Below are 24,662 nucleotides of genomic sequence, written 5' to 3' on the forward strand. Positions count from 1 at the left end.
TAATCTGCGCAACTACGTTGCAACTCATCTTTAAGAATCGACTCGAATTACAACACTACGTTTAGCGCTGTGGTTAAGTACAATTGTAAAATCATAATCCAATAACTGATTTAGATAATTTTGAACCTGAAAAATTTATATAAGTTATTCAGAAATTCTAAGATAAAATCCTTTGGTAAAGAGGATGCAATTATTGCTGCAAATTCTAAAGAAAAGAATGTCTTTTTTATTCGGAAAGGAATAGTGCGTAGTTATATTATTAACGAAAAAGGTGAAGAAGTTACATTTCAAGTGTATGCCGAAACTAACATATTTACCAATGTTCATTCTATTTTATTCAATGAACCCTCGAAATTTACTTACGAGGCTATAGAAGCGACCAAAGTTTATGTTATTGATTATGATTTATTTTTAGAAATTACTTCAAAAAACCCAAACCTTTTAGAATGGAATCGAACCTATTTTGGTAAAAGAATCATTAAGCGGGCATTTCAACGCTCAGAATCATTTGTTTTTCTTTCTCCAGAAGAACGCTACAAAAAATTTGTCAAAGACAACCCAAATATTGTCAACAGAATACCAGACATGTATATCGCTAATATAATTGGTATAACTCCAGTTTCTTTGAGTAGAATAAGGTCTAGAATAGTATCAAAGAAAGACTAACCCATATTCATTTCTTATCTTTTGTTAAGTGGTTGTATAATTCATCAATTTTATTTTTGTGCTAATAAAATCATTTATAGTGAAAAACATAGCAACAATTTTTTTTCTTCTTTTTGGAATAATTACCATGAACGCACAATCTTTAGAAGGCTTGTGGAATACGGGAAAAGAAAACACAACGGTTAAAATTAAAAAAACAGGTGATTTGTTTGAAGGGTTACTAGATTCTTCAGATAATAAAGAAGCACCCATCGGAAAACTTCTAATCAAAGACATCAAGAAAAGTGATGACTTTTACGAAGGGAAAATATATGTTGTAAAAAAGAAAAAATGGTACAACGCTAAATTTGAGCCAAAAAATAACGTATTAATTATTACCATTTATTCAGGATGGATGAAGAAAACTGTTGAATGGGAAAAACAAAATAAAGATGAACACAAATAACATTCAATACTATTTTGCAGGTATCGTTTTGGTTGCCTTGGTCATTGAAATAATTTGGTCAAAAACTAAAAACAAATCGGTTTATAATCTAAAAGAAAGTCTCGGTAATCTTGGGATTTTTATTGGCAACAATATTATGAAACCAATTTCTTTAGGTTGGAAATATCTAGTATTCGGCTGGGTAGCAGAATACCATTTTTTTAGTATTCCTACTAATGCATTTACGATAATTCTAGCTTTTCTTGCTGCTGAATTAGGTTTTTATTGGTATCATCGCCTAAGTCATGAAACGCCATTATTATGGACATTGCACCACACACACCATTCTGGCATGCACATGAACTTAAGTACTGCAGTTCGGTTAAACTGGATTGGGGCTTTTGTAAGTCCAATTATTTACATCCCTTTTGTTTTACTTGGTTTTTCTCCTGAAATACTTATAATATGCATAACTTCAGGCTTATTTTTCCAGTATTTTTTGCACACAGAAGCTGTGAAAAAATTGGGCTTTTTTGAAGGATTGTTTTTCAATACACCTTCGGCTCACCGAGTTCACCACGGTTCAAACGAAAAATATATTGATAAAAATTATGGAGGTACCCTCATTATTTTCGACCGATTATTTGGTACATATCAAAAAGAGACTGAAAAAGTAAAATATGGAGTTACAACTGGATTTTACAGTAATAACCCTTTTAAACTAAATTTTCTACCGTTAGTTGAGTATTTTAAAGGAAATTGGAAACGAGAAAAACAACATATTAAAGAAAATGAAAATACGCTGGATCTAAAAAATTAAAAATAACTGTACCTATCAATGTATAAAAATAATAGCGGTTTCGGTGCTCAATCGAAATCGCTTTTTTTATATTTAAATTCAGGTTTAATCCGAATGGTTCGTGTTTCAAAATTCGATAATATTCTTATACGAGACCGCTGGATACAAAAAATACTGCGATGAGAAAAAGAAAAGAATGGGTAAATCATATACTTAATTTTATTGCCGTAATACTTGGTGTTTACTTAGCATTTTTCTTAAATGAAAAATCAACGATTAACAAAGAAATAAAGGAGGGGCAACAGTTAATGAATTCTCTAATAACTGACCTTTCAGAAGATATTACAACCTATGAAGAGTATCATATTCCAATAAATATTAAACAACAAGAAAATCTTAGAAAACTGATTGAGTTATTATCGAAAGATAGGATCTCGAACATAGAAAAAGAATTGTTTACAGTTTTTCAAGTTGACAATTTCGCGCCTACTAAGACAACCTATAGTTCAATGAAGTCTTCTGGTAAATTAAAATTAATAGATGATTTAAGTCTTCGTAAGAAAATAGATGATTATTATGAAGGAATCGTTCTTGAAAGTGTGAAAAAAGGTGATTTTCAAGTAGAGTATTTTACAAATGAATTATTAAAATGGTTAACTGGTAATGTGGATTTAATGGAAATGACATTATTAAGAAAAGATGATTTAATAGGCCTACGCAATAAAATAATTGTTTATGAGTCATTGGTAAAGCAAAAAGTAAATGCTTATCAATTGGTAGTAGAGGAATCTAAAAAATTAAAGTTGAATCTGGAATCCCAACTAAAATAGAATATGAAAAATTCAACATCCAACTATGGTTTTAAATCACTGCATATTCTCCCCTACTTCTGAAAATCCTCGCGGATTTTCTGTTTAGTTTGTAATTACTGAGTTAAGTTGTAACCAACACAACTAATCATAGCCGAGATGGAAAAAATTAGAAGACAATTGACTTTGTTTATTAACGAACCGAATGATATTATCGAGAAAATTCGAGCCAAATTTAATCCAGAACAATACAATCTAATTCCTGCACACGTTACACTTTGCCGTGAAGACGAAATTGAACCAATCGTAAAAACCATTGCTCGAATAGAATCCATTAGATTAGAAAAACCAATCCGAATTGAATTCGGAAAAGCATTACGATTCTCGGACGGAAAAGGTGTTTACCTATCATCATTTGGCCATAACAAAGAGTTTAAAGAATTAAGGAAGTTAGTTTTGGGACCAAATGAATTGAAAAAAGAGCAGGTTCCTCACATAACCCTAATGCATCCAAGAAATTCAACATGTACCGATGAGAAATTTGAAAGGATTGAGAATTATAGCTTGCCTAAGGTGTTGGAACTTGGAAAGATAAGCCTTATTGAGCAAAAAAATGGTGGAAAATGGAATGTGCTTCGGGAATTTAATATTGTAAAAAATAACGCTAGCCATCAACAACTATAGCTCAAGGCCACACACTCGTTAAAGCAATCATGTTTTACTACCTTTAAGCAGCTGGATTTTACTTAGATAGAAAGCACAATCTAAACGTTGTGTACTTAATTATCAAAAATCGCTAACCAATGATAAAATTCTTTAGAAAAATTAGACAAAACTTACTTTCAGAAGGAAAAACTGGAAAGTATTTTAAGTATGCTATTGGAGAAATTGTGCTCGTAGTTATTGGAATTTTGATTGCGCTTAGCATAAACAATTGGAATGAAAGAAGAAAAACTAAGAAGTTTGAACATGAAATATTAAAAGATATTGCAAATGGAATTGAAGGTAATTACTTTCAAATAGACTTAAGTTTAAGAAACAATAATGCTTCTATAAAATCTGCTAAAATTATTCTCAATGCTTTAGAAAACAATTTACCCTATAATGATTCTTTAGATCTACATTTTTCTAAATCCATATCATGGGTAAGTGTCAAATTCAATAATAATGGATATGAGAGCCTTAAGTCTTATGGTGTTAATTTAATAACCAATGATACAATTAGAGATATTGTAAACATTTATAATATTGGATGGATGGAAACTTTAGCAGAAAGGCAAGAAAATTATTTTTATAATACTGCATCACCAATTTTAACAGAGTTATTTGATAAGGTTGCTATGAGAACTGAAATGAAGCCTTTTGATTACAATAGTTTGAAGGATTCTAAGAAATATATTAGCGTCTTAAAAACATCTATAGCAAATAGAGAAGACCAATCATTTTGGTATAAAGAGTGGAAAGTATCACTGGATAAACTTTTGCAAACAATCAATAATGAATTAAAAAAATAACCAAAGCACAACAATGGCTATGAGTAAGTGCTTCATTACAACCAACCGCTAACCAATGATAAAATTCTTTAGAAAAATTAGACAAAGATTGCTGACTGAAAATAAATTCAGTAAATATCTGATATATGCCATAGGAGAAATTTTACTCGTCATGATTGGGATTCTTTTAGCATTTCAGGCAAATCAGTGGAAAGAACAAAAAACCGAAAAAGAACTAGAAATAAAGTTAATTACAGAAATTCAAAATGGTTTAAAAAGTGATTTAATCGACGTAAAAGTCAATCATGAATATCATAAAGAAATACTTAAAAATCAATACAAGGTTATTGATTGGTTGAAAAATGATGGGCAATTTAATGACTCTACTACGTATCAATTTTCTATGGCCACAAAGAGAACTTCCTTTATGGTTTCAAAAGCGCCTTTTGAATCACTTAAAGAATTTGGACTAAACAGAATTTCAAATGATGCTATAAAACATAAAATAATTAGATTATATGATGTGTTGTATCCTCAATACGAGAATGTAATTTCTATGTATTATGTTCAAGATGAAAAACTTTTTAATGTGATTTATAAGTATTTTGATGATTGGAATATGTCGCCGTACGTTTATGAGAACAAACCCAAGAATCTTTCCCAATTAAAAAAAGACCACGCAGTTTTAATGCGCTTTAAATACTTAACGAATTATAATGCATTCTTGGTAGCTTCAAATGCTAAAATGGAAAAATTATTAATTGAAATTATTGATTTAATAGATTTAGAATTAAATGAATAACAAGAAAGTATAATCCTTTATCGGGTCGGATTTACCTTTCAGAAAATGTTGGCAAACAACAAAACAGTATTTTAAAACTAACCAATGATTAAATTCTTTAGAAAAATTAGACAAAGATTACTGACTGAAAATAAATTTAGTAAATATCTGATATATGCCATAGGAGAAATCATTCTTGTTGTTATTGGAATTTTGATTGCGCTTCAAATCAATAATTGGAATGAAGATCAGAAAAACAAGGCGCTAGAAAAATACATGCTGGAGAATTTAGCTGAGAATCTGGAACAAAACTGCGATAAGCTAAAAAGTCGAATCCAATCAATTGATTATTATCGTAAATCGGGATCGATCATTATTTCAGCCATTGAAACCAAGTTGATTAATCGCGATTCTTTGGGGAATTACTTTCATCAAGCTTTAATGGGTACATCGGATGTTGGACTATCAGAAGTTGGTTATAATGTAATAAAGGATAATGGGTTTGAAATTATCAAAAACCAAGTCTTAAAAAAAGAAATAATGGTTTTTTTTGAAGATACCCAACCACACCTACAAGCTGATTTAAACTGGGGAACAATTGATAGGGTAAACAGAGAGAAATTTGTGGACGAAAACTTTATTCAGATACCGAATAAGGGAGGAATAACCTACAAGGCATTTGATCTGGAAAGTCTTTTAAAAAATCAATATTTCGTAGCACTTGTCCATAAAACGGACGTTCAAAGGATATGGTTCTCAAATATAATGGAAAGACATTATATGGAAAGTCAAAGAATTCTGGAACTGATTAATGAAGAACTAAATAAATAACGCAAGGCTAACAATGTGTATAATTAATTGCGAGTGGCTTCCTTAAACTAAATCATTTGCAATTAACTATCTTCTGGCGGACATTTTCCGTTGGAAAAGTCCGCAACTAATCATACTCGAACTACAGCGCTACGTTTAGCGCTATAGTTGTGCCTCATATAAAAAACAATGATAAAATTCTTTCGAAAAATAAGACAACGATTATTGACAGAAAATAAATTCAGTAAATACTTGGTTTATGCTATTGGAGAAATCATCCTCGTTGTTATTGGAATTTTAATAGCGCTACAAATCAATAATTGGAATGAAACTTCCAAAATGAAAATGAAATCTATCTCTTATTTAAAACAATTTAAAGGTGATATTGAAAGCGATACCATAAGATTAAGTCAAAATATTGACTGGAACGAAAAGACATTAGTACATATTGACTCCATTTGGAAAAATCTTTCGAAAGAGGGTGATTTAAAAAATGAAGATAAAACTTCATTTACCACATATCATAAGAGATTGATATTGGAAACGTATTTTGTTGCTGAAAAAAGTACTTATAACTTATTTTTATCTAGTGCAAATGATATTAAACTTGATAACTCTGAACTTCAAAAAGAGCTTTATCGATACTATTCTTTTGAGCTTGTTACGGAAAAAAATGTAGAGCAAAGTTTACAACTATATCAGCACCAACATATTACTTCTTCTGTTCTTGAAAATGTACTAACAACAACTGAAGGCCTTCAAGAAATAAACATTACTAATGCCGGACTCGATCTAAATATTGAAGCGCTTCGAAAAAACAAAGAATATTTAGCTAATCTCAGACTTAAAATGCGAATGACCTCTGGGCAAAATGGACATTATAAAAACAAAATGAAAATGGCTAAAAAACTTCTTGCCTCGTTAGCAAAGGAATTAAATCAATAAAAAGTGTTGATTCCTTATTAAAGGTTTGTTACAAATATAACTTTTTGTTGTATTTTGATTTTTACTTCATTCTTGTTTGTTTATCACTATGGTAAAATTACCTTTGTCTTTTCAAATTAAAAAAGAATGAAAGTAGCAGTTGTTGGCGCCACAGGTATGGTGGGTGAGGTAATGTTAAAAGTATTAGCCGAACGTAATTTTCCTATAACAGAATTACTCTTGGTAGCTTCAGAACGTTCTGTTGGTAAACAGTTGAATTATAAAGGTGAAGCACATATGGTTATTGGTTTACAAACGGCCGTTGATGCGCAACCAGACATCGCAATTTTTTCGGCTGGCGGAGATACTTCTTTGGATTGGGCACCTAAGTTCGCCGAAGCAGGCACCACAGTAGTTGACAACTCTTCAGCATGGCGAATGGACCCAACTAAAAAATTGGTAGTCCCAGAAATCAATGCGTCTGAATTAACTGCAGAAGATAAAATTATAGCAAACCCAAACTGTTCTACCATTCAGTTGGTAATGGCATTAAATCCGCTACACAAAAAATACCAAATGAAACGTGTAGTTATTTCTACCTACCAATCTGTTTCAGGTACCGGAGTAAAAGCTGTAAAACAACTAGAAAATGAAATGGCGGGTATTCAAGGTGAAATGGCCTATCCTTATCCCATTAACAGAAATGCTTTGCCGCATTGCGATGTGTTTTTAGAGAATGGCTACACTAAAGAAGAAATGAAATTGGCTCGTGAACCACAGAAAATATTAGATGACCGTAAGTTTTCAATTTCTGCAACAGCTGTTCGTATTCCAACTTCTGGCGGCCATTCAGAGTCAGTTAATGTTGAGTTTCAAAACGATTTTGAATTGTCCGAAGTCAGAAAATTATTAAATGAAACATCAGGGGTAACAGTGCAAGACAATCCAGATACCAATACCTACCCAATGCCAATTTATGCGCATGATAAAGATGATGTTTTTGTGGGGCGTATTCGCCGTGACGAAACGCAACGTAATACATTAAATATGTGGATTGTATCTGATAATCTTAGAAAAGGTGCCGCGACAAATGCAGTACAAATTGCAGAATATTTGGTTGAAAATAAATTGGTTTAAAAACCTCCCTTTACCTAAGCGAGGGAAGGGAATGAACAAAGTCCATGACTTATAAAGACATCAAAAAACAAGTCTCTTTAGCTTCAATTTGGACAAGGGCTTTCGTTAAAAAAAGTTAAGCCTTTAAACATTTCAAGTATTTCTCATGTATTTCCGCTATTTTGAGCTAGCTAAATACTCAAGAAATGAAAAACTTAACTTCTTTATGTGTAGTACTTCTTTTTATCTGCGCACAAACAATCATGGCACAAAACAAGGTCATTAAAGATTTAATAAAAGTGAACTACCCATACACCAGCAAAATTGGACAATCAGACACGTATTTTGGAACATCAGTTGAGGATCCTTATCGCTGGTTAGAAGATGATCGTAGTGAAGACACTGAAAAATGGGTTAACCAACAAAACAATGTCACCTTTGGCTATTTAGATAAAATACCTTTCAGAAAAGACATCAAACAAAGACTTGAAAAGCTTTGGAATTATGAAAAAATAGGCTCCCCGTTTAAAGAAGGTGAGTATACCTATTTCTATAAAAACAATGGTCTTCAAAATCAATATGTAGTTTATAGAAAAAAAGGCGGTGGTGAAGCAGAAGAGTTTCTGAATCCAAACAATTTTTCTGAAGATGGCACCACATCATTAGCAGGGTTGAGTTTTACAAAAGATGGTTCTTTAGCCGCTTACCTAATTTCAGAAGGTGGTAGCGATTGGAGAAAAGCTATTGTTATTAATACTGAAACAAGAGAACAGGTTGAAGATACTTTGGTCGATATTAAATTCAGTGGCCTATCTTGGAAAGGTAATGAAGGCTTTTACTATTCTAGTTATGACAAGCCTGAAGGCAGCGAACTCTCTGCAAAGACTGATCAACACAAACTCTATTTTCATAAACTTGGAACATCACAATCTGAAGACCAGTTAGTTTATGGGGGCACCCCTGAAGAAAAACACCGTTATATTGGTGGGCGTGTTTCTGAAGACGAGCGGTTTTTATTCATTTCTGCCTCGGTTTCTACATCAGGAAATAAGCTTTTTCTTAAAGACTTAAACGCCCCTAACAGCAGTCTTGTGACCGTTTTAGATCATACAGATTCCGATACTTATGTGATGGAAAATGAAGGTTCAAAACTATTCTTAGTGACTAACCTGAATGCACCGAACAAAAAAATTGTAATTGCAGATGCTGCAAATCCGACTTCAGATAATTGGACAGACTTTATTGCTGAAACAGAAAATGTATTAACTGCTGGCAGTGGTGGTGGGTTTTTCTTTGCTGAATATATGGTCGATGCCATTTCTAAAGTCTATCAATATGATTATGATGGAAACAAAGTGCGTGAAGTAAAATTACCAGGTGTAGGTAGTGCTGGTGGTTTTGGTGGTAAAAAAGAAGATAAAGAATTCTACTTTTCGTTTACCAATTATAGCACCCCAGGTTCATCCTACAAGTATAATGTAGAAACTGGTGAATACACCCAATATTGGAAGCCAGATATTGATTTTGACCCTTCCGATTATGTTTCTACTCAAGTTTTTTATACCTCTAAAGATGGTACAAAAGTGCCCATGATTATCACACATAAAAAAGGAGTTCAACTTAATGGTAAAAACCCGACTATCCTTTATGGTTATGGTGGGTTCAATATTAGTCTAACTCCAAGGTTTAGTATCACGAATGCCGTATGGATGGAGCAAGGTGGAGTTTACGCAGTGCCTAACCTTCGTGGAGGTGGTGAATATGGCAAAAAATGGCACGATGCAGGTACTAAAATGCAAAAGCAAAATGTGTTTGATGACTTTATTGCTGCAGCTGAATATTTAATAGCTAACAAATACACTTCAAAAGAATATTTAGCAATTCGTGGAGGTTCAAACGGAGGGCTTCTAGTTGGGGCAACCATGACCCAAAGACCAGATTTAATGCAAGTAGCATTACCTGCGGTTGGGGTACTTGACATGTTGCGCTATCACACTTTTACAGCTGGCGCAGGCTGGGCCTATGATTATGGAACAGCTGAAGAGAGTAAAGAAATGTTTGAATATTTAAAGGGATACTCCCCCGTTCATAATGTAAAGTCCGGGGTAGCATATCCTGCAACTTTGGTGACAACAGGTGATCATGATGATAGAGTTGTACCTGCTCATAGTTTCAAGTTTGCCGCAGAATTACAAGAGAAACAATCCGGTAATAACCCTACGCTGATAAGAATAGAGACAAATGCCGGTCACGGAGCCGGAACCCCTGTAGCAAAAACTATTGAGCAGTATGCTGATATTTTTGGGTTCACTCTTTTTAACATGGGCTTTGAATCTTTACCTAACCAGATAAAAATTACTGACGGTACTGATTAAGCGTTCTAAAATAATTCTAATAGAAAATCCGTTTCAAAAGAAACGGATTTTTCTTTTCCCCTTTTTATGTTAAACGTTGATAGCATTTCTTTTTCATTTCAAGATGAACTTATTCTCAATAATATTCAGTTCACACTTAAAGAAGGCAAACATCTTTCAGTCATTGGCGAAAGCGGTTGTGGCAAAAGCACACTATTAAAAGCGCTATATGGGCTATTAGAATTGAATTCGGGGAACATTCATTGGAAAAAAATTGAAGTATTAGGGCCAAGTTATAATCTTGTTCCGGGTGAAAAATACATGAAGTACGTGGCACAAGATTTTGATTTGATGCCTTTTACTACCGTTGCCGAAAATATTGCCGAACATTTATCTGCCTTTGAGTTAGATACACATCAACAACGTATTGATGAATTACTTGAGGTGATTGAGATGAAAGATTATTCAAATGTCAAAGTAAAAAGCCTCAGCGGAGGTCAACAACAGCGCGTTGCATTGGCTAGAGCTTTGGCACAAGAACCCGAAGTTTTATTGCTAGATGAGCCGTTCAGTAGTATTGACCAATTCAAAAAAAATGAACTGCGCTATAAAATATTTCCGTACTTAAAAGAAAAGGGTATTACCGTGATTAATGCCAGTCATGATCCAAACGATGTTCTAGCATTTTCTGATGAAACCTTAGTGCTTAAAAATGGTTCCATAATAGCTCATGAACCCACAAGACAATTGTATCAAAAACCAAAGACAAAATATGTGGCTTCTCTTTTTGATATTGTTAATGAAGTTCCAGTGTCTTTACTAAAAGAATACAGCGCGGTTGCCAAGTCAATTTTAGTATACCCACATGAGTTCGAAATCTCAAAAGAATCAGGGTTCGAAGTGTATGTAATTAACAACCATTTTAAAGGAAGTCATTATTTAATTGAAGGGCTTTCCAATAAAGGTTTAAACATCTTTTTTACAAATCGACATGCCTTGCAAGTAAATACTCAGGTGTTTCTTAATGTATCACTACAGCTTGTAAATAAGAGGCTTTCTATAGATTAATTTGAATTTGGTTATTAGTTATATTCGTACAAACTCATCTTTTGGATAAAGAAACCATTATAAAAGAATTAAAATTCAAAGCTATTCGTAGCAGTGGTGCTGGTGGGCAACACGTAAACAAGGTTTCTTCAAAAGTAGAGTTAAGTTTTGATGTAAAAAGCTCATTGGGCTTATCATCACGAGAAAAAGAACGGCTTATTTTAAAATTGTCAAATCGTTTAAACAAACAACAATTACTTCTTTTACAGTGTGATGAGGCAAGAAGTCAGCACAAAAACAGACAATTAGTTATTCATCGCTTTTTTGATGTATTAAAAAAGGCTTTACATGTTCCAAAAAAAAGGAAACCAACAAAGCCCTCAAAATCATCAATTGAAAAGCGTCTTACCTCTAAAAAAAGAGCCGCTACTATAAAGTCTTTTAGAAAAAAGCCCAATCTCGATTAAAAAAATTACATCCCTTGACCCATTTCTGGCACTTGATAATGATAGGTCGCTCGTGTAATTTGGTCATTTTCGACTTGGTATACACATAGCTCGTCTATTTTTTGTCTACCCCTGTCCTTAAAAGTTGCATCCATTGACATAGGTACAACAAAGTGGTTACCTGCGACCATATGCTCACCGACGTCACCACCATGCATTTCTTCAATATTCTCAGCCCACTGCTGATATTCCTTTATAATATTCTCTCTTCCTTTGGTTACATGATTAGGAATACCTGGCATTTCTTCACTTACCGCATTTTCTGCATACATTCCATAAGCTTCATCATACTTTCCTTCTTTACATAGGCCCACAAATTTGTCTGCCACTTCTTTTGTTGTCATAATTGTTCTGTTTATTGATTTATATTCTTAAATATAAAAAAGAAAACAACAACTCATTTTAAAGAATAGTTAAATGAAAAACACCGTACCTAACTGATTGCTATTATTTTAGAGCTAGTTCCGTTAAAACTTATAGTGTCGTTTACTACTTTACCCAATAGTAGCTTTGCAATCGGGGTATTTGCCGAAATACAAAAAATTAACGCCTCATCAATTTCGCATTTGCCAGCAGAAACTGCTATATAATAAGTAGCCTTTGTAGTTTGCACTAGACTGCCCAATACTACTTTTGCATTGACAGTTTCTAATGGGACTTTAGACAATACTTGTTGCATTTTTTCAGCCTCTAATAATTGTTGCCCTAGTTTTTCTCGCTCTAATTGTAACATCGCTCTACCTGTTTCATGTTTATCTCCAGCTGTACTTTTTGATTCAGAAGTTAGCGAAGCTTTAACCTCATTAATTTGATTTTGAATACGATGTATTCTCGCACTAATGTAATTTTCACAAAATAGATAAAGAGCTTTTTTCATTTTAAATCAAAAAGTCAAGGTAAAACTGGTCTCAATATCAGGATTAGAATAAAGTTTTAGGGTGCCGCCATGCAATTGTATTATTTGCCTGGAAAGACTAAGTCCTATACCTGTACCTTTCTCTTTTGTAGTAAAAAAGGGTACAAAAATTTCATCAATCATTTCTTCAGGTATTCCTGGGCCATTGTCCCGAACAACGATATATTTCCGATTTTTATGATCAAGCCCAGCAATTACTTTAATTAGGCCAGAAGGACTGTCTTCTAAAGAATGAACCGCATTTTTCACAAGATTGATTAGTACTTGTGTAAGTTGTTTTTCATCTATAAAAAATTCAAGCTCTGGTGTTTCTATCATCCATTCTATTCGGGTAGTCTCATCCGCATCTAACTGCATCAAAATCTTGACTTTCTCAAAAAACTCGTCGGCTTTTACAAATGATTTATCTGGTTTGGGCACATTAAGAAAGCTGCGATATCCTTGTACAAAATCCATAAGATTATTTCCTTGACCTTTTATGACTTCGAGGCCTTTTGCTGCACTTGCAATCTTTTCCTTATCTAATTCTTCAACAACTTGACCGTTGCTATTTTGGTAGTATTTAAGAATAGATTCTGATATGGAGGTTATTGGCGTTATGGTATTCATAATTTCATGGGTTAAAACGCGAATTAATCTAATCCATGAATCTGTTTCCTTCTCGTTTAACTCTTCATTGATATCTTGAATAACTACAAGTAACAACTGGTTTTCATCGAGAACTACCGGAGTAGACTTTAAAGCCAACTGTATTTGTTCTCTTTCATTAGTTAATTGAAATAGTTTACGTTCAAAAGGCTTAAATGATTCAAAAACCTCGTATAATTTTTCATCAATTTGCTTCAGCTGTTTGATATGGTTTAAAGGACGGTAGTTAAGGAGGTTTTCTAAGGTTGGGTTTGAAAAGAGAATATGGCCTTTTTGATTAAAAGTCATTATTCCAATATTGGCCTGCTTCAAAATCTCTTGATAATATTTTTCTCTTATTTGAAGCTGTAAATGAACTTCTTGTATTAATCCATTAACTCTATTCAAACTCTGGTTGAGCTCTTTGAAAGATTTAATAGTGACTCGTTCTGGAAAACGGAGTGTGAAATCTTCATTCTTTATAGCATCAAAAAAATAGGCGATTTTCCGGTTTGTACTATTTATAAAACGAATTAAGTCAAACACCTGTGAAACCAAAGCGATAACGGAAACTACTAATAATAAATACCAGGCGCTTGTTATACAAAAAGCCATAAATACTGCGGTCGCGGTGATAAGTAGGACTCTGATTATTAACTGAATATAAAAATTTCTACTCGCCATTATTTATTGAGCTTCTTCATTTTATTATAAAGGGTTTGCCGTGAAACCCCTAACTGATCAGCGGCTGCGCTGTAGTTTCCATCATACAATTCTAAAGCTTTAGAAATCATGTGATATTCCATTTCATCCAAAGTTGTAAGTTCGTTTTCAAATGACTGTGTTGGTTTTGAATGCAATAAAAAATCAGTTGGTTTGAGCACATTGCCCTCTGATAAAATTACCGCTCTTTCCATTGTATGTTGCAATTCTCGAATATTTCCAGGCCATTGATATTCTATAAGTTTTTCTTGTGCCAGATTGTTGATTTTTAAACTTGGCTTATCATACTTATGAGCAAACTGTTTTAAAAAGAAATCTGACAGAATTAGAATATCTCCTTCTCTTTCTCTAAGGGGTGGCACTTCAATATGAATGGTGTTAATTCGATATAATAAGTCTTCTCTAAAAAGACCATCAGTTACCATTTTATCAAGGTTACAATTGGTCGCACAAATCAATCGAATATCAACGTCAATTTGTTTGTTAGAACCTACTCTTACTATTGACTTATTCTGAATTGCCGATAATAGTTTTGCTTGCGTTTGTAAAGAAAGATTTCCCATCTCATCTAAAAACAAACTGCCTTGATGTGCCGCTTCAAATTTTCCAGCCCGATCTTCTTTAGCATCGGTAAAAGAACCTTTAATATGACCAAAAAGTTCGCTTTCAAATAAATTGTCTGAAATTGAACCCATATCCACGTTTATAAAAACCTCTTCTTTTCTTCGAGATAATCGATGTAATTCGCGGGCAATTAATTCTTTACCTGTTCCGTTCTCCCCTGTGATGAGCACATTAACATCAGTTTTAGCAACTTTTCGAACAAGGTTTAATACCTCGGTCAAAGCCCTGGAGTTCCCTATGATATGATTTTTGTCATCATTAATAAACTGTTTAAGGTTACTCTCTTTCTTTTTGAGCTTATTAATTTCAAGTTTTGACATGCGCAACTCATAAGCAGATTTTACGGTAGTCAATAAACGTTCATTATTCCAAGGCTTTAAAATAAAATCTGAAGCACCTTGCTTTAAAGCTTTGACAGCTAAATCGACAGCACCGTATGCTGTCATCATAATTACAGATGTATTTGGAGATTTCTTTTTAATCTCATTAAGCCAAAATAATCCTTCATTACCTGTGTTTACTCCTGCCGAAAAGTTCATATCAAGCAATACAATATCAATCTCCTTTAAATTAGGAAAAGAAGAGATTTGATTAGGGTTAAATAACGTTTGTACGCTCTTATATTCAAACTGTAAAAGAATCTCTAAGGCGCTCAAAACGCTTTTATTATCATCTATTACTAAAATATTTGCTTTGGTCATTTTTAATTTCTTCTTATGAAATTCGAAACAAAAGACATACCAGTTTTTATAAGCTTTTTACTTTTGTTGGGTATTCCTTTTAAAGGGCATTGTTTAAAGGCCCTTGAGCAGATTCGATATTTTTTAAAACTACAACTTGATTTTTCAACAAATGCCAGTTTGTAAAATTATTTTACACTTTTTGTATAAATATTTTACACATTAAAATTCAAAATAAAAATAAAAACTATTTAACTTACTGATTTTCAGTTAATTATTTTTATGGCACGACAATAGCTTTATCATTGGCATAGTAGTCTAATATGAATTTAAAGAAAATCTTTTTTATACTATCATTTGCGAGTTGGTTCACAACAATTGCACAGCAAGTCTGGTCATTGGAGGAATGCGTTGATTATGCCATAGAAAATAATCTTCAATTGAATGATTTTGAATATACAGAACAGTCTAATAAAGAAACCTATCGTCAATCAGTTAGAAACCTTTTACCAAATATAAATGGTTATGCAGATTATAACATCAGCTTTGGTCGCCAGGTAAATCCGAATGATAATAGTATATCTAATACTGAGTTCTTTTCAAATAACTATTCTATAAGTGGCTCTTTTGATGTCTTCCAAGGCTTTCAGAAAATTAATAGCATTAAAGCTTCTAAATTTCTGTATCGGGCTGCTAAAGAAGAAAGTGTGCAACAAAAATATCTTTTAGCTTTTAGAGTCATGCGTGCTTTTTATGATATTCAATTTATAGAAGGCCTAATCATAATTTCAGAGGAGCAAGTTGAAATATCAAAAACCAATTTTGAATTGGTAAAAAAACAAATTGAAGTTGGGCTTATGGCTGGAGCTGATTTATATGAAGCAGAATCTTTATTGCTTGCCGACGAGTTGTTATTAACTCAGAATAATAATCGGTTAGCTGCAGCAAAACTTACACTTATTCAAGCCATGAACTTAAAGGGAGAAACTGATATCTTGATTCGTCCAGAAATTGAAAACTCTGAAAAAGAAGAAAATTTGAAAATGACATCAGATTCAGTTTTTAATACGGCAATGACTTTTATTCCTTTAATCAAAGCTCAAGAGCTAAGGGTTAAAGCAGCAAAAAAGCAAGTGGCTATAGCACGGGGTAATTTAGCCCCATCAATTGCAATACAAGGTGGCTATGGCACAGGTTATTTTGAAACTATTACGGATACCCTTGGTGTAACTATTCCATTTAGATCACAGTTCCGCGATAATACCAACCAATTTGTTGGGGTGTCGCTTAACGTTCCTATAAGCAATGGATGGTCTGGTCGATCTAGAATCAAACAACAGAAAATTGCCTTAGCAAGAGCTAAAAACAATTTTGAAATTCAAGAGCAAGAATTGTATCAATTGATTCAGCAATTGGTTCAAGAATATAATGCCTTAAATACTGAAGTGCTTCAAACCGCAAAAAGGAGCAATTCACAAGAACTAGCATTTGAAATTGCACAGAAAAGATACGAGAAGGGGCTTATTAATGCTATTGAACTAGGAAGAGCAAAGACCCTTTTTGCAACGGCACAAAACGAAAACTTACAAGTTAGACTTCGCTTAAAAGTCAATAAGAGTACACTAGATTTTTATAACAATCTATCTATTTTCAATATTAATTAAATAAGTCATGGATATACAACTCGAAAAGAAAAAAGGATTACGCCCTAAACATTATGGCTATATCGCCATTGGCTTAATTTTGCTATTTGTTGGTTGGAAGTTATTTTTTGGAAGCTCGGTTTCAACTTTTAGAACCGAGAAAGACAGGCTTTCTATAGCCCAAATAACTGAAGGAAAATTTGATGATTATATTACCATAAACGGTAATGTAGCTCCAATTGCAACCATTTATATGGATGCCTATGAAGGCGGTAGAGTATCTGAAAAGCTTATTGAAGAAGGTACAATGGTCAAGAAAGGAGATATTATCTTAAAACTTGAAAATATGAATTTGTATGAGCAAATTCTAGCGAGTGAAAGTAACCTAGCGCTCAAACAAAATGATTTGCGTTCAACCAAACTTACCTTTGACTCAAGACAAGTTGAAGGACGAAGATCTTTAGCAACTGCTAGCACAGATTTACAACGCTTAAAAAGAAATTTTGAACAAAATGAAGCGCTTTTTGAAGATGAGTTAATCTCAAGAGAAATTTATTTGACTTCTAAAGAGAATTATGAATTGGCTCAAAAACAATATGACATTGTTAAAGTTCAAACAGAACAAGATGATGAGCTACGTGAAACCTCCCTTTCAGGTCTTGATACTGACCTTAGCCGTATGCAACAAACCCTATCAATGGTTTATGAAAGATTAGACCATCTTAATGTTCGAGCACCAGCAGATGGACAGTTAGGTTTTCTTGATGCTGAAATTGGCCAAAATATTGCTCAAGGGCAGCGAATTGGTCAAGTTAATGTATTGACTGATTTTAAAATAGAAGCTGAAATTGACGAGCATTATATTGATCGCGTAAAACGTGATTTATCTGCAAGTCTTGAGCGTAATGGTAAAGAATTCTCTTTAAGATTAAGAAAAGTATACCCAGAAGTGCGCAATGGAAGGTTCAAAGTTGACTTGGTTTTTACAAATGAAAAACCAGAAACAATTAGGTCAGGTCAAAGCTATAATATTAAATTACAGCTAGGTGCCTCTAGTGATGCGCTGTTATTGCCAAAAGGAGGGTTCTTTCAAAGCACCGGTGGGCAATGGATTTTTGTTGTGAACCCAGGCGGTAGCGAAGCCTTAAAAAGAAATATTAGAGTTGGCAAACAGAACTCTAGGTACTACGAGGTTTTAGAAGGATTAGAACAAGGAGAAAAAGTGATTACAAGTAATTACGACAGCTTCGGTGAAGCTGAAAGAATTGTATTAAAATAAATATAAACTGTCACATCAAGCGTCGTCGCGATGTCTTTAACTAATAGAAACAACAAAGAAATGATAACAATCAAAAATTTAAGAAAGAGCTTTAGAACAGAGGAAGTTGAAACATTGGCCTTGAACAATGTAAACCTTCATGTTGAAAATGGTGAGTTCGTTGCAATAATGGGACCATCAGGGTGCGGAAAATCTACTTTATTAAACATTATAGGAATGCTTGACAATCCTACAGAAGGTAGTTACAACTTTGCTAATCACGAAGTTGCTGGATTAAAAGAATCTCAGCGTACTCAACTCCGAAAAGGTAATTTAGGCTTTGTGTTTCAAAGCTTTAATCTGATTGACGAATTAACGGTTTATGAAAATGTAGAATTGCCTTTGATTTATTTAAAAATGGGAAAGGCAGAGCGAAAAGAAAAGGTTATGCAAGTGCTAGAGCGCATGAAGATTGCACATAGAGAAAAACACTTTCCGCAACAGTTATCTGGGGGTCAACAGCAACGTGTTGCAATTTCTAGAGCCGTAGTGACTAATCCGAAATTAATTCTTGCCGATGAACCTACGGGTAATTTAGATTCTAAAAATGGCATTGAAGTAATGAATCTTTTAACAGAGCTTAACCAAGAAGGAACAACTATTGTAATGGTTACGCACTCAGATAGAGATTCACATTATGCTCACCGTGTAGTTAATTTATTTGATGGTCAGATAGCAACTGAAAGTCAAAACCGAGCCATTGGGGCAACCGTTTAAAAGGCGTTTATTCATCAATCAAAAAACGAAAAACATGAAATCATCAATCAACCTTATTAGTGCAAAACTTTTTATCATTGGTTTTGCACTAATTTCTACAAATTCTTTTGGGCAATTAAAAACTATTGAAGTTGATAGTTATAAAAAGATAATCGTTAGTCCTCACATCGCGGTAACTTTTATTGAAGGCAAATCTGAAGCTGTCACCATTCATTCCAGTACTGAACCTTTAGACAAATTGAATGTTGAAGTGGTTGGTTCAACACTTCGTTTATACCTTGACGGTGCTAAAACCTACACAGACAGTAAAAATGTGAAGGGTGATAATTATGATTATAAAGTGCCTATTTACAAAGGAACAGTTATTACGGCAACTGTGACTTATAAGACAATTGAAGAACTTTCGTTGCGAGGTGAACAAAAATTTTTATGTGAAAGTCCAATAAATCAATCAGGATTTAGATTGAAAATATATGGTGAATCAGAGGTTTATTTTAACGAAGTTCATTTAGAAAACCTAACAACAACCATCTACGGCGAGAGCTTTTTAGAGCTTAAGAGCGGAAGGGTAGATAAACAAAAAATTACAGCCTATGGTGAAACAACAATCAATACTCTTGAAGTTGACACCAATAGCACTAGAATTACGGCATTTGGTGAAGGTAGTTATCGTATTGCTGTTAAAGACAAATTAAAAGTGACCGCTTATGGCGAAGCGACCATAGCTTATGAAGGTTCTCCTGAGGTTAACAAAGGAATTGTAATTGGTGAAGCAAAAATTCAAAAAATCAACTAAGCTATGTTTAAGAACTATTTAAAAATCGCTTGGAGAAATTTATTGAAAAATACCGGATATTCCATAATTAACGTTGGGGGTTTAGCTATTGGATTAGCTTCTTTTTTATTAATTACAATTTTTATTTCTAACGAGCTTTCTTTCGATAAGTATCATGAGAAAAAGGATAATATCTATAGAGTTATTCATCACAGCAATGAGGATAGTCCATCAGATGCTTGGGTGTGGGGTAATGCTCCAGTAGGTCCTGCATTAAAATCTGATTTTCCAGAGATTATTGAGAAAGTACAGTTCTCGGGTATAAGTGATATTTTATTGGAATATAACAATCGTAAATTTCAAGAAAGCGAGTGTTTTTATATGGATCCGACAGCCTTTGATGTTTTTAGTTGGGAATTAATCAACGGAAATCCAAATACAGCGCTTAAAGCACCGTATTCCATTGTTCTTACTGAAACTACTGCAAGAAAATATTTTGGTGATGAAAATCCAATTGGTAAAACAATTGAGGGAATTGGTGGAAGGGCCAACGATGGTGGTTATACCGTAACTGGGGTGCTTAAAGATATTCCTAAAAACTCCCATTTTAACTTTGATGTACTCATGTCTATGAGTAGTTTTTATCAAACCAGACCCGAAATTTTTGATTCATGGGGTTATGTAGATTTTTATACTTATTTATTAGTTTCAGATAATTTTGACCAAGCAGCATTTGAATCAAAAATTTCTGGTTTTTTAGACAAACATATTGAAACTGAAGAACGAGAAGAATACTTCTACAATTTCTCTTTAGAATCACTTAACAACATTTACTTACATTCAACTGCAGATCGCCAACCAGGAGAAACTGGAAGCTTATCTAATATCTATATTTTTGGTCTAATCGGTCTGTTTATTTTAATAATTGCTAGTATTAATTTTATGAACCTAGCTACTGCCCGGTCGATGGAAAGGGCTAAAGAAGTTGGAGTCCGAAAAGTTATTGGCGCAGAAAGAAAAGGGCTTATTTACCAATTTCTTGGTGAGTCTTTAATCTTGGTTTTAGTGGCTTCAGTAATTGGCCTTGTTTTAGCTTTTATTGGATTGCCTTGGTTGGGCAAATTAACCGATAAGGTATTTGAATTTAATTCTGTAATCACAACTACCTCAATACTCTTATATTTTGGCGTTACTATATTAACGGGGCTTTTTGCTGGTAGCTATCCTGCTTTTATACTATCAGCTTTTAAACCTGTTAGTGTTTTAAAAGGGGCATTTAGAACATCACAAAAAGGAACCAACCTAAGAAAAGGTCTTGTGATATTTCAGTTTAGTTTGTCCATTGCCCTTATCGCAAGTACAGTAGTTGTTTATCACCAACTAGGTTTTATGCTTAATAAAGAAATGGGGTTTGATAAGGAACAGCAGCTGATTTTAGATTTTAATTGGGATGGTGCTGTTTTAGGAAATGCAGGAGCTATTAAAAATGAGCTCTTGTCCCTTGCGGAAGTAAGTTCAATTTCTCTTTCTAGAACTGTACCTAGCAGCCATTTTCCGGCAGCCGGAACGGATATTGAAACTATTGAAGGGAACATGGAAAACTTTACTCCTTATATCTATGAAGTTGATAATAATTTCATTCAACATTATAAAATAGAAATGGTTGCCGGACGAGCGTTTTCACCTGATTTTCAAACGGATAGCATTAGTTCTCTTGTGATAAATGAGGCTGCCGTAAAAGCATTTGGCTATAATGAACCAAATAAAATTATTGGAAAAAAGTTTCAGCAATGGGGTCGTGAAGGCACTATTATCGGGGTTGTAAAAGATTTTAACTATATGTCTTTACACCAAAAAGTTGCCCCTTTGACCTTAAGACAAGTCCCCTATGGAAGATATTTTTCATTACGTATAAGCTCCAATAACTACCAAGAAGTTTTAAGTAAAATAGAACAAAAATGGAGTGAGCTGGCTCCGCACAGACCATTTCTGTATAGTTTTTTAGACGAGTCGTTTAATGCTCAATACATAGCGGATATAAGGTTTAGAAAATTATTTACCATTTTCTCGTGTCTGGCTATTTTTATTGCTTGTCTTGGTTTGTTTGGTCTGGCTACTTACAGTGCAATGCTACGTACCAAAGAAATTGGAATAAGAAAAGTTCTTGGCGCGGAAATACTTACCATTGTAGCTCTCTTGTCTAAAGACTTTATTAAATTAGTTGGTATCGCTATTCTTATTGCAATCCCGTTCTCTTGGTACGGCATGGAACAATGGCTAAATGACTATGCTTACAAAATAGATGTTGAGTGGTGGGTATTTTTGCTTTCTGGTATTATAGCTTTATTCATAGCCATATTAACCGTTAGTTTTCAAGCACTTAAATCTGCTCGTAGAAATCCTGTTAAAAGCCTTAGAACAGAATAAAGAAAAATCATCAAATCAAAAAATCAATCATGTTCAAAAACTATTTTAAAATCGCCTGGAGAAACCTCTTAAAAAATAAAGGATATTCCATAATAAATATTGGAGGTCTTGCTTTGGGCATGGCGGTAACTTTGATTATTGGTTTATGGATGAATGATGAGTTAACACACAATAATAATTTTGAAAATAAAAGTCGTTTTGCACAGGTTTTTCAATCACAAACTTTCAATAACAATACCGGAACAGGCCCAGCAATTCCGTTGCCACTAGAACCAGCTTTAAGAGAGCGTTATGGCGACAATTTTAAGCACCTTATAATGTCTTCTTGGAACACTAGTTCTTACATCAAATACGGTGAAGTTAATCTTTCTCGCCTTGGCAATTATATGCAGCGTGAAGCTCCTGAAATGCTCGGATTGAATATTCTCAAAGGAGAAAAAGATGGGCTTAGAGAGGTGAATGCTATCATGCTTTCAGCGTCTACGGCAGAAGCATTTTTTGGCGAAATAAACCCAATTGGTAAAACTGTTCGAATAAGTAACGAACATGATATGATGGTGACTGCGGTTTATGAAGATATGCCCTATAACTGTTCGTTTAGTGATTTAGATTATATCATGCCTTGGGATCATTATTACAATACCCAAGAGTGGATGCAAAATTCCAACGATAATTGGCAAAACAACTCCTTCCAAATGTTTGTTGAAATTGCTGATAACACCACCATGGAAGGTATAACCAATGCCATAATTGACATTAAGAAAAATGCGGATGAAGATGTGGTACAATACAATCCTAGAATTTTCTTGTTCCCTATGGATGATTGGTATCTAAAAGGCAATTTTGAAAACGGTGTTCAAACTGGTGGACGTATACGCTATGTTTGGTTATTCGGAATCATTGGTGCTTTTGTACTGCTTTTAGCCTGCATCAATTTTATGAACTTAAGTACAGCTCGTTCCGAAAAACGAGCCAAAGAAGTTGGAATTAGAAAATCTATTGGTTCTCAAAAAGGTCAATTAATCTATCAGTTTTTAAGTGAATCTTTTTTGGTTGTCCTGTTTGCTTATATAATGGCTGTTATAATTGTTTTACTGTGTTTAAGCGGTTTTAATGACTTAGCAAGAAAGGAAATTGAGTTTCCATGGACTAGTAGCATATTTTGGCTAATCTCACTAGGGTTTGTAATATTTACCGCACTATTAGCCGGTAGTTATCCTGCACTGTATTTGTCTTCATTCAAACCAGTAGATGTGCTAAAAGGCACATTCAAAGCAGGCAGATATGCCGGTCTTCCTAGAAAAATTTTAGTGGTAGTTCAATTCACTGTTTCAGTGGCCTTTATAATCGGAACTGTCATTGTAATGCAGCAAATCAACCATGCTAAAAATAGACCTATAGGTTATGATAGAGAAGGTTTGATTCAAATTCCAACCTTTAGTCAAGATTTTAATGGTAAGACGGATTTAATGCGTGAACAATTCATCAGTTCTGGCGCTGTAGTTGAGATGGCTACTTCAAGTAGCCCAACAACTCGTATCTGGTCCAATAGGAGTGGTTTTACCTGGGAAGGTAAACCAGATGGTTTTCAAGAAGATTTGGCTTGGACAGAAGTATCAGCAGAGTACGGAAAAACTTTAAATCTAAAAATAATTGAGGGGCGAGATTTTTCAAGAGAATTTGCCTCAGACTCTCTTGGGGTTTTGATTAACGAAACTGCAAAGACCTATTTAGGAATGGAAAACCCTGTTGGTCAGTTATTACGAGATACCGATGAAGAAGATCCTAGTCCTCCTTTAAAAATAATTGGAGTAATAGAAGACATTATAGCGCAATCTCCTTACGAGCCAGTAAAGCAGGGTGTTTATGTTTATGATAGACATGATAATTTTAGTTATTATAACCTAAGATTAAATCCAAACCAAAGTGCGAATCAAAGCATTGCAGTAATTGAAAGAGTTTTCAAGGAAAATTTCCCAGCAATACCATTTGAATATGATTTTGTCGACGAAGAATATGCCGCAAAATTCGCTGCTGAGCAGCGCATTGGAACCTTATCAGGCATTTTTACTGGGCTGGCCATCTTAATTAGTTGTTTAGGTTTATTTGGTCTTACTTCATTTGTCGCAGAGCAGCGTACTAAAGAGATTGGAGTTAGAAAGGTCTTAGGAGCAAGCGTCTTTAACGTTTGGAATATGCTATCTAAAGATTTTTTAAAGCTAGTTGTCATTTCATGTTTCATTGCTGTTCCTATAGCTTATTACGTTATGAATGGATGGTTACAAGAATATCCATACCGAGTCATTTTAAAATGGTGGATTTTCGTATTGGCCATGTTTGGAGCAATGGGTGTTACTGTGTTAACAGTTAGTTTTCAAGCCATAAGAGCTGCAAAACAAAACCCAGTTAAGAGTTTACGTACTGAGTGATAAAGTCTTAGGCGAAAGATTTTAAAATCATGTAAAATATCTATACAAAACTTG

General features: G+C 33.8%; 24 protein-coding genes. 20 read left to right on the top strand and 4 right to left on the bottom strand.

Features of this window, described 5'->3' with window-relative positions:
- The first annotated feature begins 120 nt into the window (after positions 1 to 120).
- The 13 genes from RM520_RS02045 to arfB all read left to right on the top strand — a co-directional run bounded on the left by RM520_RS02045 (position 121) and on the right by arfB (position 11,690).
- Entirely contained in the window at positions 121 to 666 is a 546-nt protein-coding gene (locus RM520_RS02045) for a Crp/Fnr family transcriptional regulator (protein ID WP_311386803.1), read from the top strand.
- 79 nt (positions 667 to 745) lie between these two features.
- A complete protein-coding gene (locus RM520_RS02050) occupies positions 746 to 1,111 on the top strand; it encodes a DUF2147 domain-containing protein (protein ID WP_311386804.1) in 366 nt (121 codons plus the stop codon).
- The gene (locus RM520_RS02055) at positions 1,098 to 1,910 is read left to right on the top strand and encodes a sterol desaturase family protein (protein WP_311386805.1); all 813 of its coding nucleotides are present in this window, start codon (positions 1,098 to 1,100) and stop codon (positions 1,908 to 1,910) included. The genes RM520_RS02050 and RM520_RS02055 overlap by 14 nt, the downstream gene beginning before the upstream one ends.
- A gap of 158 nt (positions 1,911 to 2,068) precedes the next feature.
- Positions 2,069 to 2,719 carry a hypothetical protein gene (locus RM520_RS02060; RefSeq protein ID WP_311386806.1) on the top strand — a complete coding sequence of 217 codons (651 nt, stop codon included), beginning with the start codon at positions 2,069 to 2,071 and terminating at the stop codon, positions 2,717 to 2,719.
- A gap of 138 nt (positions 2,720 to 2,857) precedes the next feature.
- Positions 2,858 to 3,382, top strand: a complete 525-nt coding sequence (locus RM520_RS02065; protein WP_311384045.1) for a 2'-5' RNA ligase family protein — start codon at positions 2,858 to 2,860, stop codon at positions 3,380 to 3,382.
- Between the two features lie 119 nt (positions 3,383 to 3,501).
- Complete coding sequence (locus tag RM520_RS02070; protein ID WP_311384046.1) at positions 3,502 to 4,212, top strand: DUF6090 family protein; 711 nt, start codon at positions 3,502 to 3,504, stop codon at positions 4,210 to 4,212.
- A gap of 55 nt (positions 4,213 to 4,267) precedes the next feature.
- Positions 4,268 to 4,993 carry a hypothetical protein gene (locus RM520_RS02075; RefSeq protein ID WP_311386807.1) on the top strand — a complete coding sequence of 242 codons (726 nt, stop codon included), beginning with the start codon at positions 4,268 to 4,270 and terminating at the stop codon, positions 4,991 to 4,993.
- An 84-nt stretch (positions 4,994 to 5,077) separates the two neighbouring features.
- On the top strand, positions 5,078 to 5,803 hold the full coding sequence (locus RM520_RS02080; protein WP_311384047.1) for a DUF6090 family protein: 726 nt from the start codon (positions 5,078 to 5,080) through the stop codon (positions 5,801 to 5,803).
- A 168-nt stretch (positions 5,804 to 5,971) separates the two neighbouring features.
- Positions 5,972 to 6,727: a DUF6090 family protein gene (locus RM520_RS02085; RefSeq protein WP_311384048.1), complete on the top strand. Its 756-nt coding sequence runs from the start codon at positions 5,972 to 5,974 to the stop codon at positions 6,725 to 6,727.
- A 126-nt stretch (positions 6,728 to 6,853) separates the two neighbouring features.
- Complete coding sequence (locus RM520_RS02090; protein WP_311386808.1) at positions 6,854 to 7,843, top strand: aspartate-semialdehyde dehydrogenase; 990 nt, start codon at positions 6,854 to 6,856, stop codon at positions 7,841 to 7,843.
- Between the two features lie 185 nt (positions 7,844 to 8,028).
- Positions 8,029 to 10,197, top strand: a complete 2,169-nt coding sequence (locus RM520_RS02095) for a prolyl oligopeptidase family serine peptidase (protein WP_311384050.1) — start codon at positions 8,029 to 8,031, stop codon at positions 10,195 to 10,197.
- A 66-nt stretch (positions 10,198 to 10,263) separates the two neighbouring features.
- The gene (locus RM520_RS02100; RefSeq protein ID WP_311384051.1) at positions 10,264 to 11,244 is read left to right on the top strand and encodes an ABC transporter ATP-binding protein; all 981 of its coding nucleotides are present in this window, start codon (positions 10,264 to 10,266) and stop codon (positions 11,242 to 11,244) included.
- A gap of 41 nt (positions 11,245 to 11,285) precedes the next feature.
- On the top strand, positions 11,286 to 11,690 hold the full coding sequence (arfB, locus tag RM520_RS02105) for an alternative ribosome rescue aminoacyl-tRNA hydrolase ArfB (protein WP_311384052.1): 405 nt from the start codon (positions 11,286 to 11,288) through the stop codon (positions 11,688 to 11,690).
- 5 nt (positions 11,691 to 11,695) lie between these two features.
- On the opposite strand, the gene RM520_RS02110 is transcribed toward arfB, so the two are convergent.
- The 4 genes from RM520_RS02110 to RM520_RS02125 form a co-directional block, all read right to left on the bottom strand.
- Positions 11,696 to 12,073, bottom strand: coding sequence for a SnoaL-like domain-containing protein (locus tag RM520_RS02110; protein WP_311384053.1), 378 nt, complete (start codon positions 12,071 to 12,073; stop codon positions 11,696 to 11,698).
- A gap of 89 nt (positions 12,074 to 12,162) precedes the next feature.
- Positions 12,163 to 12,606, bottom strand: a complete 444-nt coding sequence (locus RM520_RS02115; protein WP_311384054.1) for a 3-oxoacyl-ACP synthase — start codon at positions 12,604 to 12,606, stop codon at positions 12,163 to 12,165.
- Between the two features lie 6 nt (positions 12,607 to 12,612).
- On the bottom strand, positions 12,613 to 13,956 hold the full coding sequence (locus tag RM520_RS02120; protein WP_311384055.1) for a sensor histidine kinase: 1,344 nt from the start codon (positions 13,954 to 13,956) through the stop codon (positions 12,613 to 12,615).
- Positions 13,956 to 15,320 (bottom strand): sigma-54-dependent transcriptional regulator, encoded by a 1,365-nt coding sequence (locus tag RM520_RS02125; protein WP_311386809.1) that lies wholly within the window; start codon positions 15,318 to 15,320, stop codon positions 13,956 to 13,958. The genes RM520_RS02120 and RM520_RS02125 overlap by 1 nt, the downstream gene beginning before the upstream one ends.
- Positions 15,321 to 15,335: 15 nt before the next feature.
- On the opposite strand from RM520_RS02125, the gene RM520_RS02130 reads away from it, so the two are divergent.
- The 7 genes from RM520_RS02130 (at position 15,336) to RM520_RS02160 (ending at position 24,608) form a co-directional block, all read left to right on the top strand.
- Positions 15,336 to 15,485, top strand: a complete 150-nt coding sequence (locus RM520_RS02130) for a hypothetical protein (RefSeq protein WP_311386810.1) — start codon at positions 15,336 to 15,338, stop codon at positions 15,483 to 15,485.
- 137 nt (positions 15,486 to 15,622) lie between these two features.
- A complete protein-coding gene (locus RM520_RS02135; RefSeq protein ID WP_311384058.1) occupies positions 15,623 to 16,963 on the top strand; it encodes a TolC family protein in 1,341 nt (446 codons plus the stop codon).
- Positions 16,964 to 16,970: 7 nt separating this feature from the next.
- Positions 16,971 to 18,221: an efflux RND transporter periplasmic adaptor subunit gene (locus RM520_RS02140; protein ID WP_311386811.1), complete on the top strand. Its 1,251-nt coding sequence runs from the start codon at positions 16,971 to 16,973 to the stop codon at positions 18,219 to 18,221.
- A gap of 60 nt (positions 18,222 to 18,281) precedes the next feature.
- Entirely contained in the window at positions 18,282 to 18,977 is a 696-nt protein-coding gene (locus RM520_RS02145) for an ABC transporter ATP-binding protein (RefSeq protein ID WP_311384060.1), read from the top strand.
- A gap of 34 nt (positions 18,978 to 19,011) precedes the next feature.
- Positions 19,012 to 19,773: a GIN domain-containing protein gene (locus tag RM520_RS02150; RefSeq protein ID WP_311384061.1), complete on the top strand. Its 762-nt coding sequence runs from the start codon at positions 19,012 to 19,014 to the stop codon at positions 19,771 to 19,773.
- Positions 19,774 to 19,776: 3 nt separating this feature from the next.
- Positions 19,777 to 22,179: an ABC transporter permease gene (locus tag RM520_RS02155; RefSeq protein WP_311386812.1), complete on the top strand. Its 2,403-nt coding sequence runs from the start codon at positions 19,777 to 19,779 to the stop codon at positions 22,177 to 22,179.
- 29 nt (positions 22,180 to 22,208) lie between these two features.
- Positions 22,209 to 24,608 (top strand): ABC transporter permease, encoded by a 2,400-nt coding sequence (locus RM520_RS02160; protein ID WP_311386813.1) that lies wholly within the window; start codon positions 22,209 to 22,211, stop codon positions 24,606 to 24,608.
- Positions 24,609 to 24,662: the final 54 nt, after the last annotated feature.

The organism is Croceitalea vernalis, from assembly GCF_031846405.1.
Classification (GTDB): domain Bacteria; phylum Bacteroidota; class Bacteroidia; order Flavobacteriales; family Flavobacteriaceae; genus Croceitalea; species Croceitalea vernalis.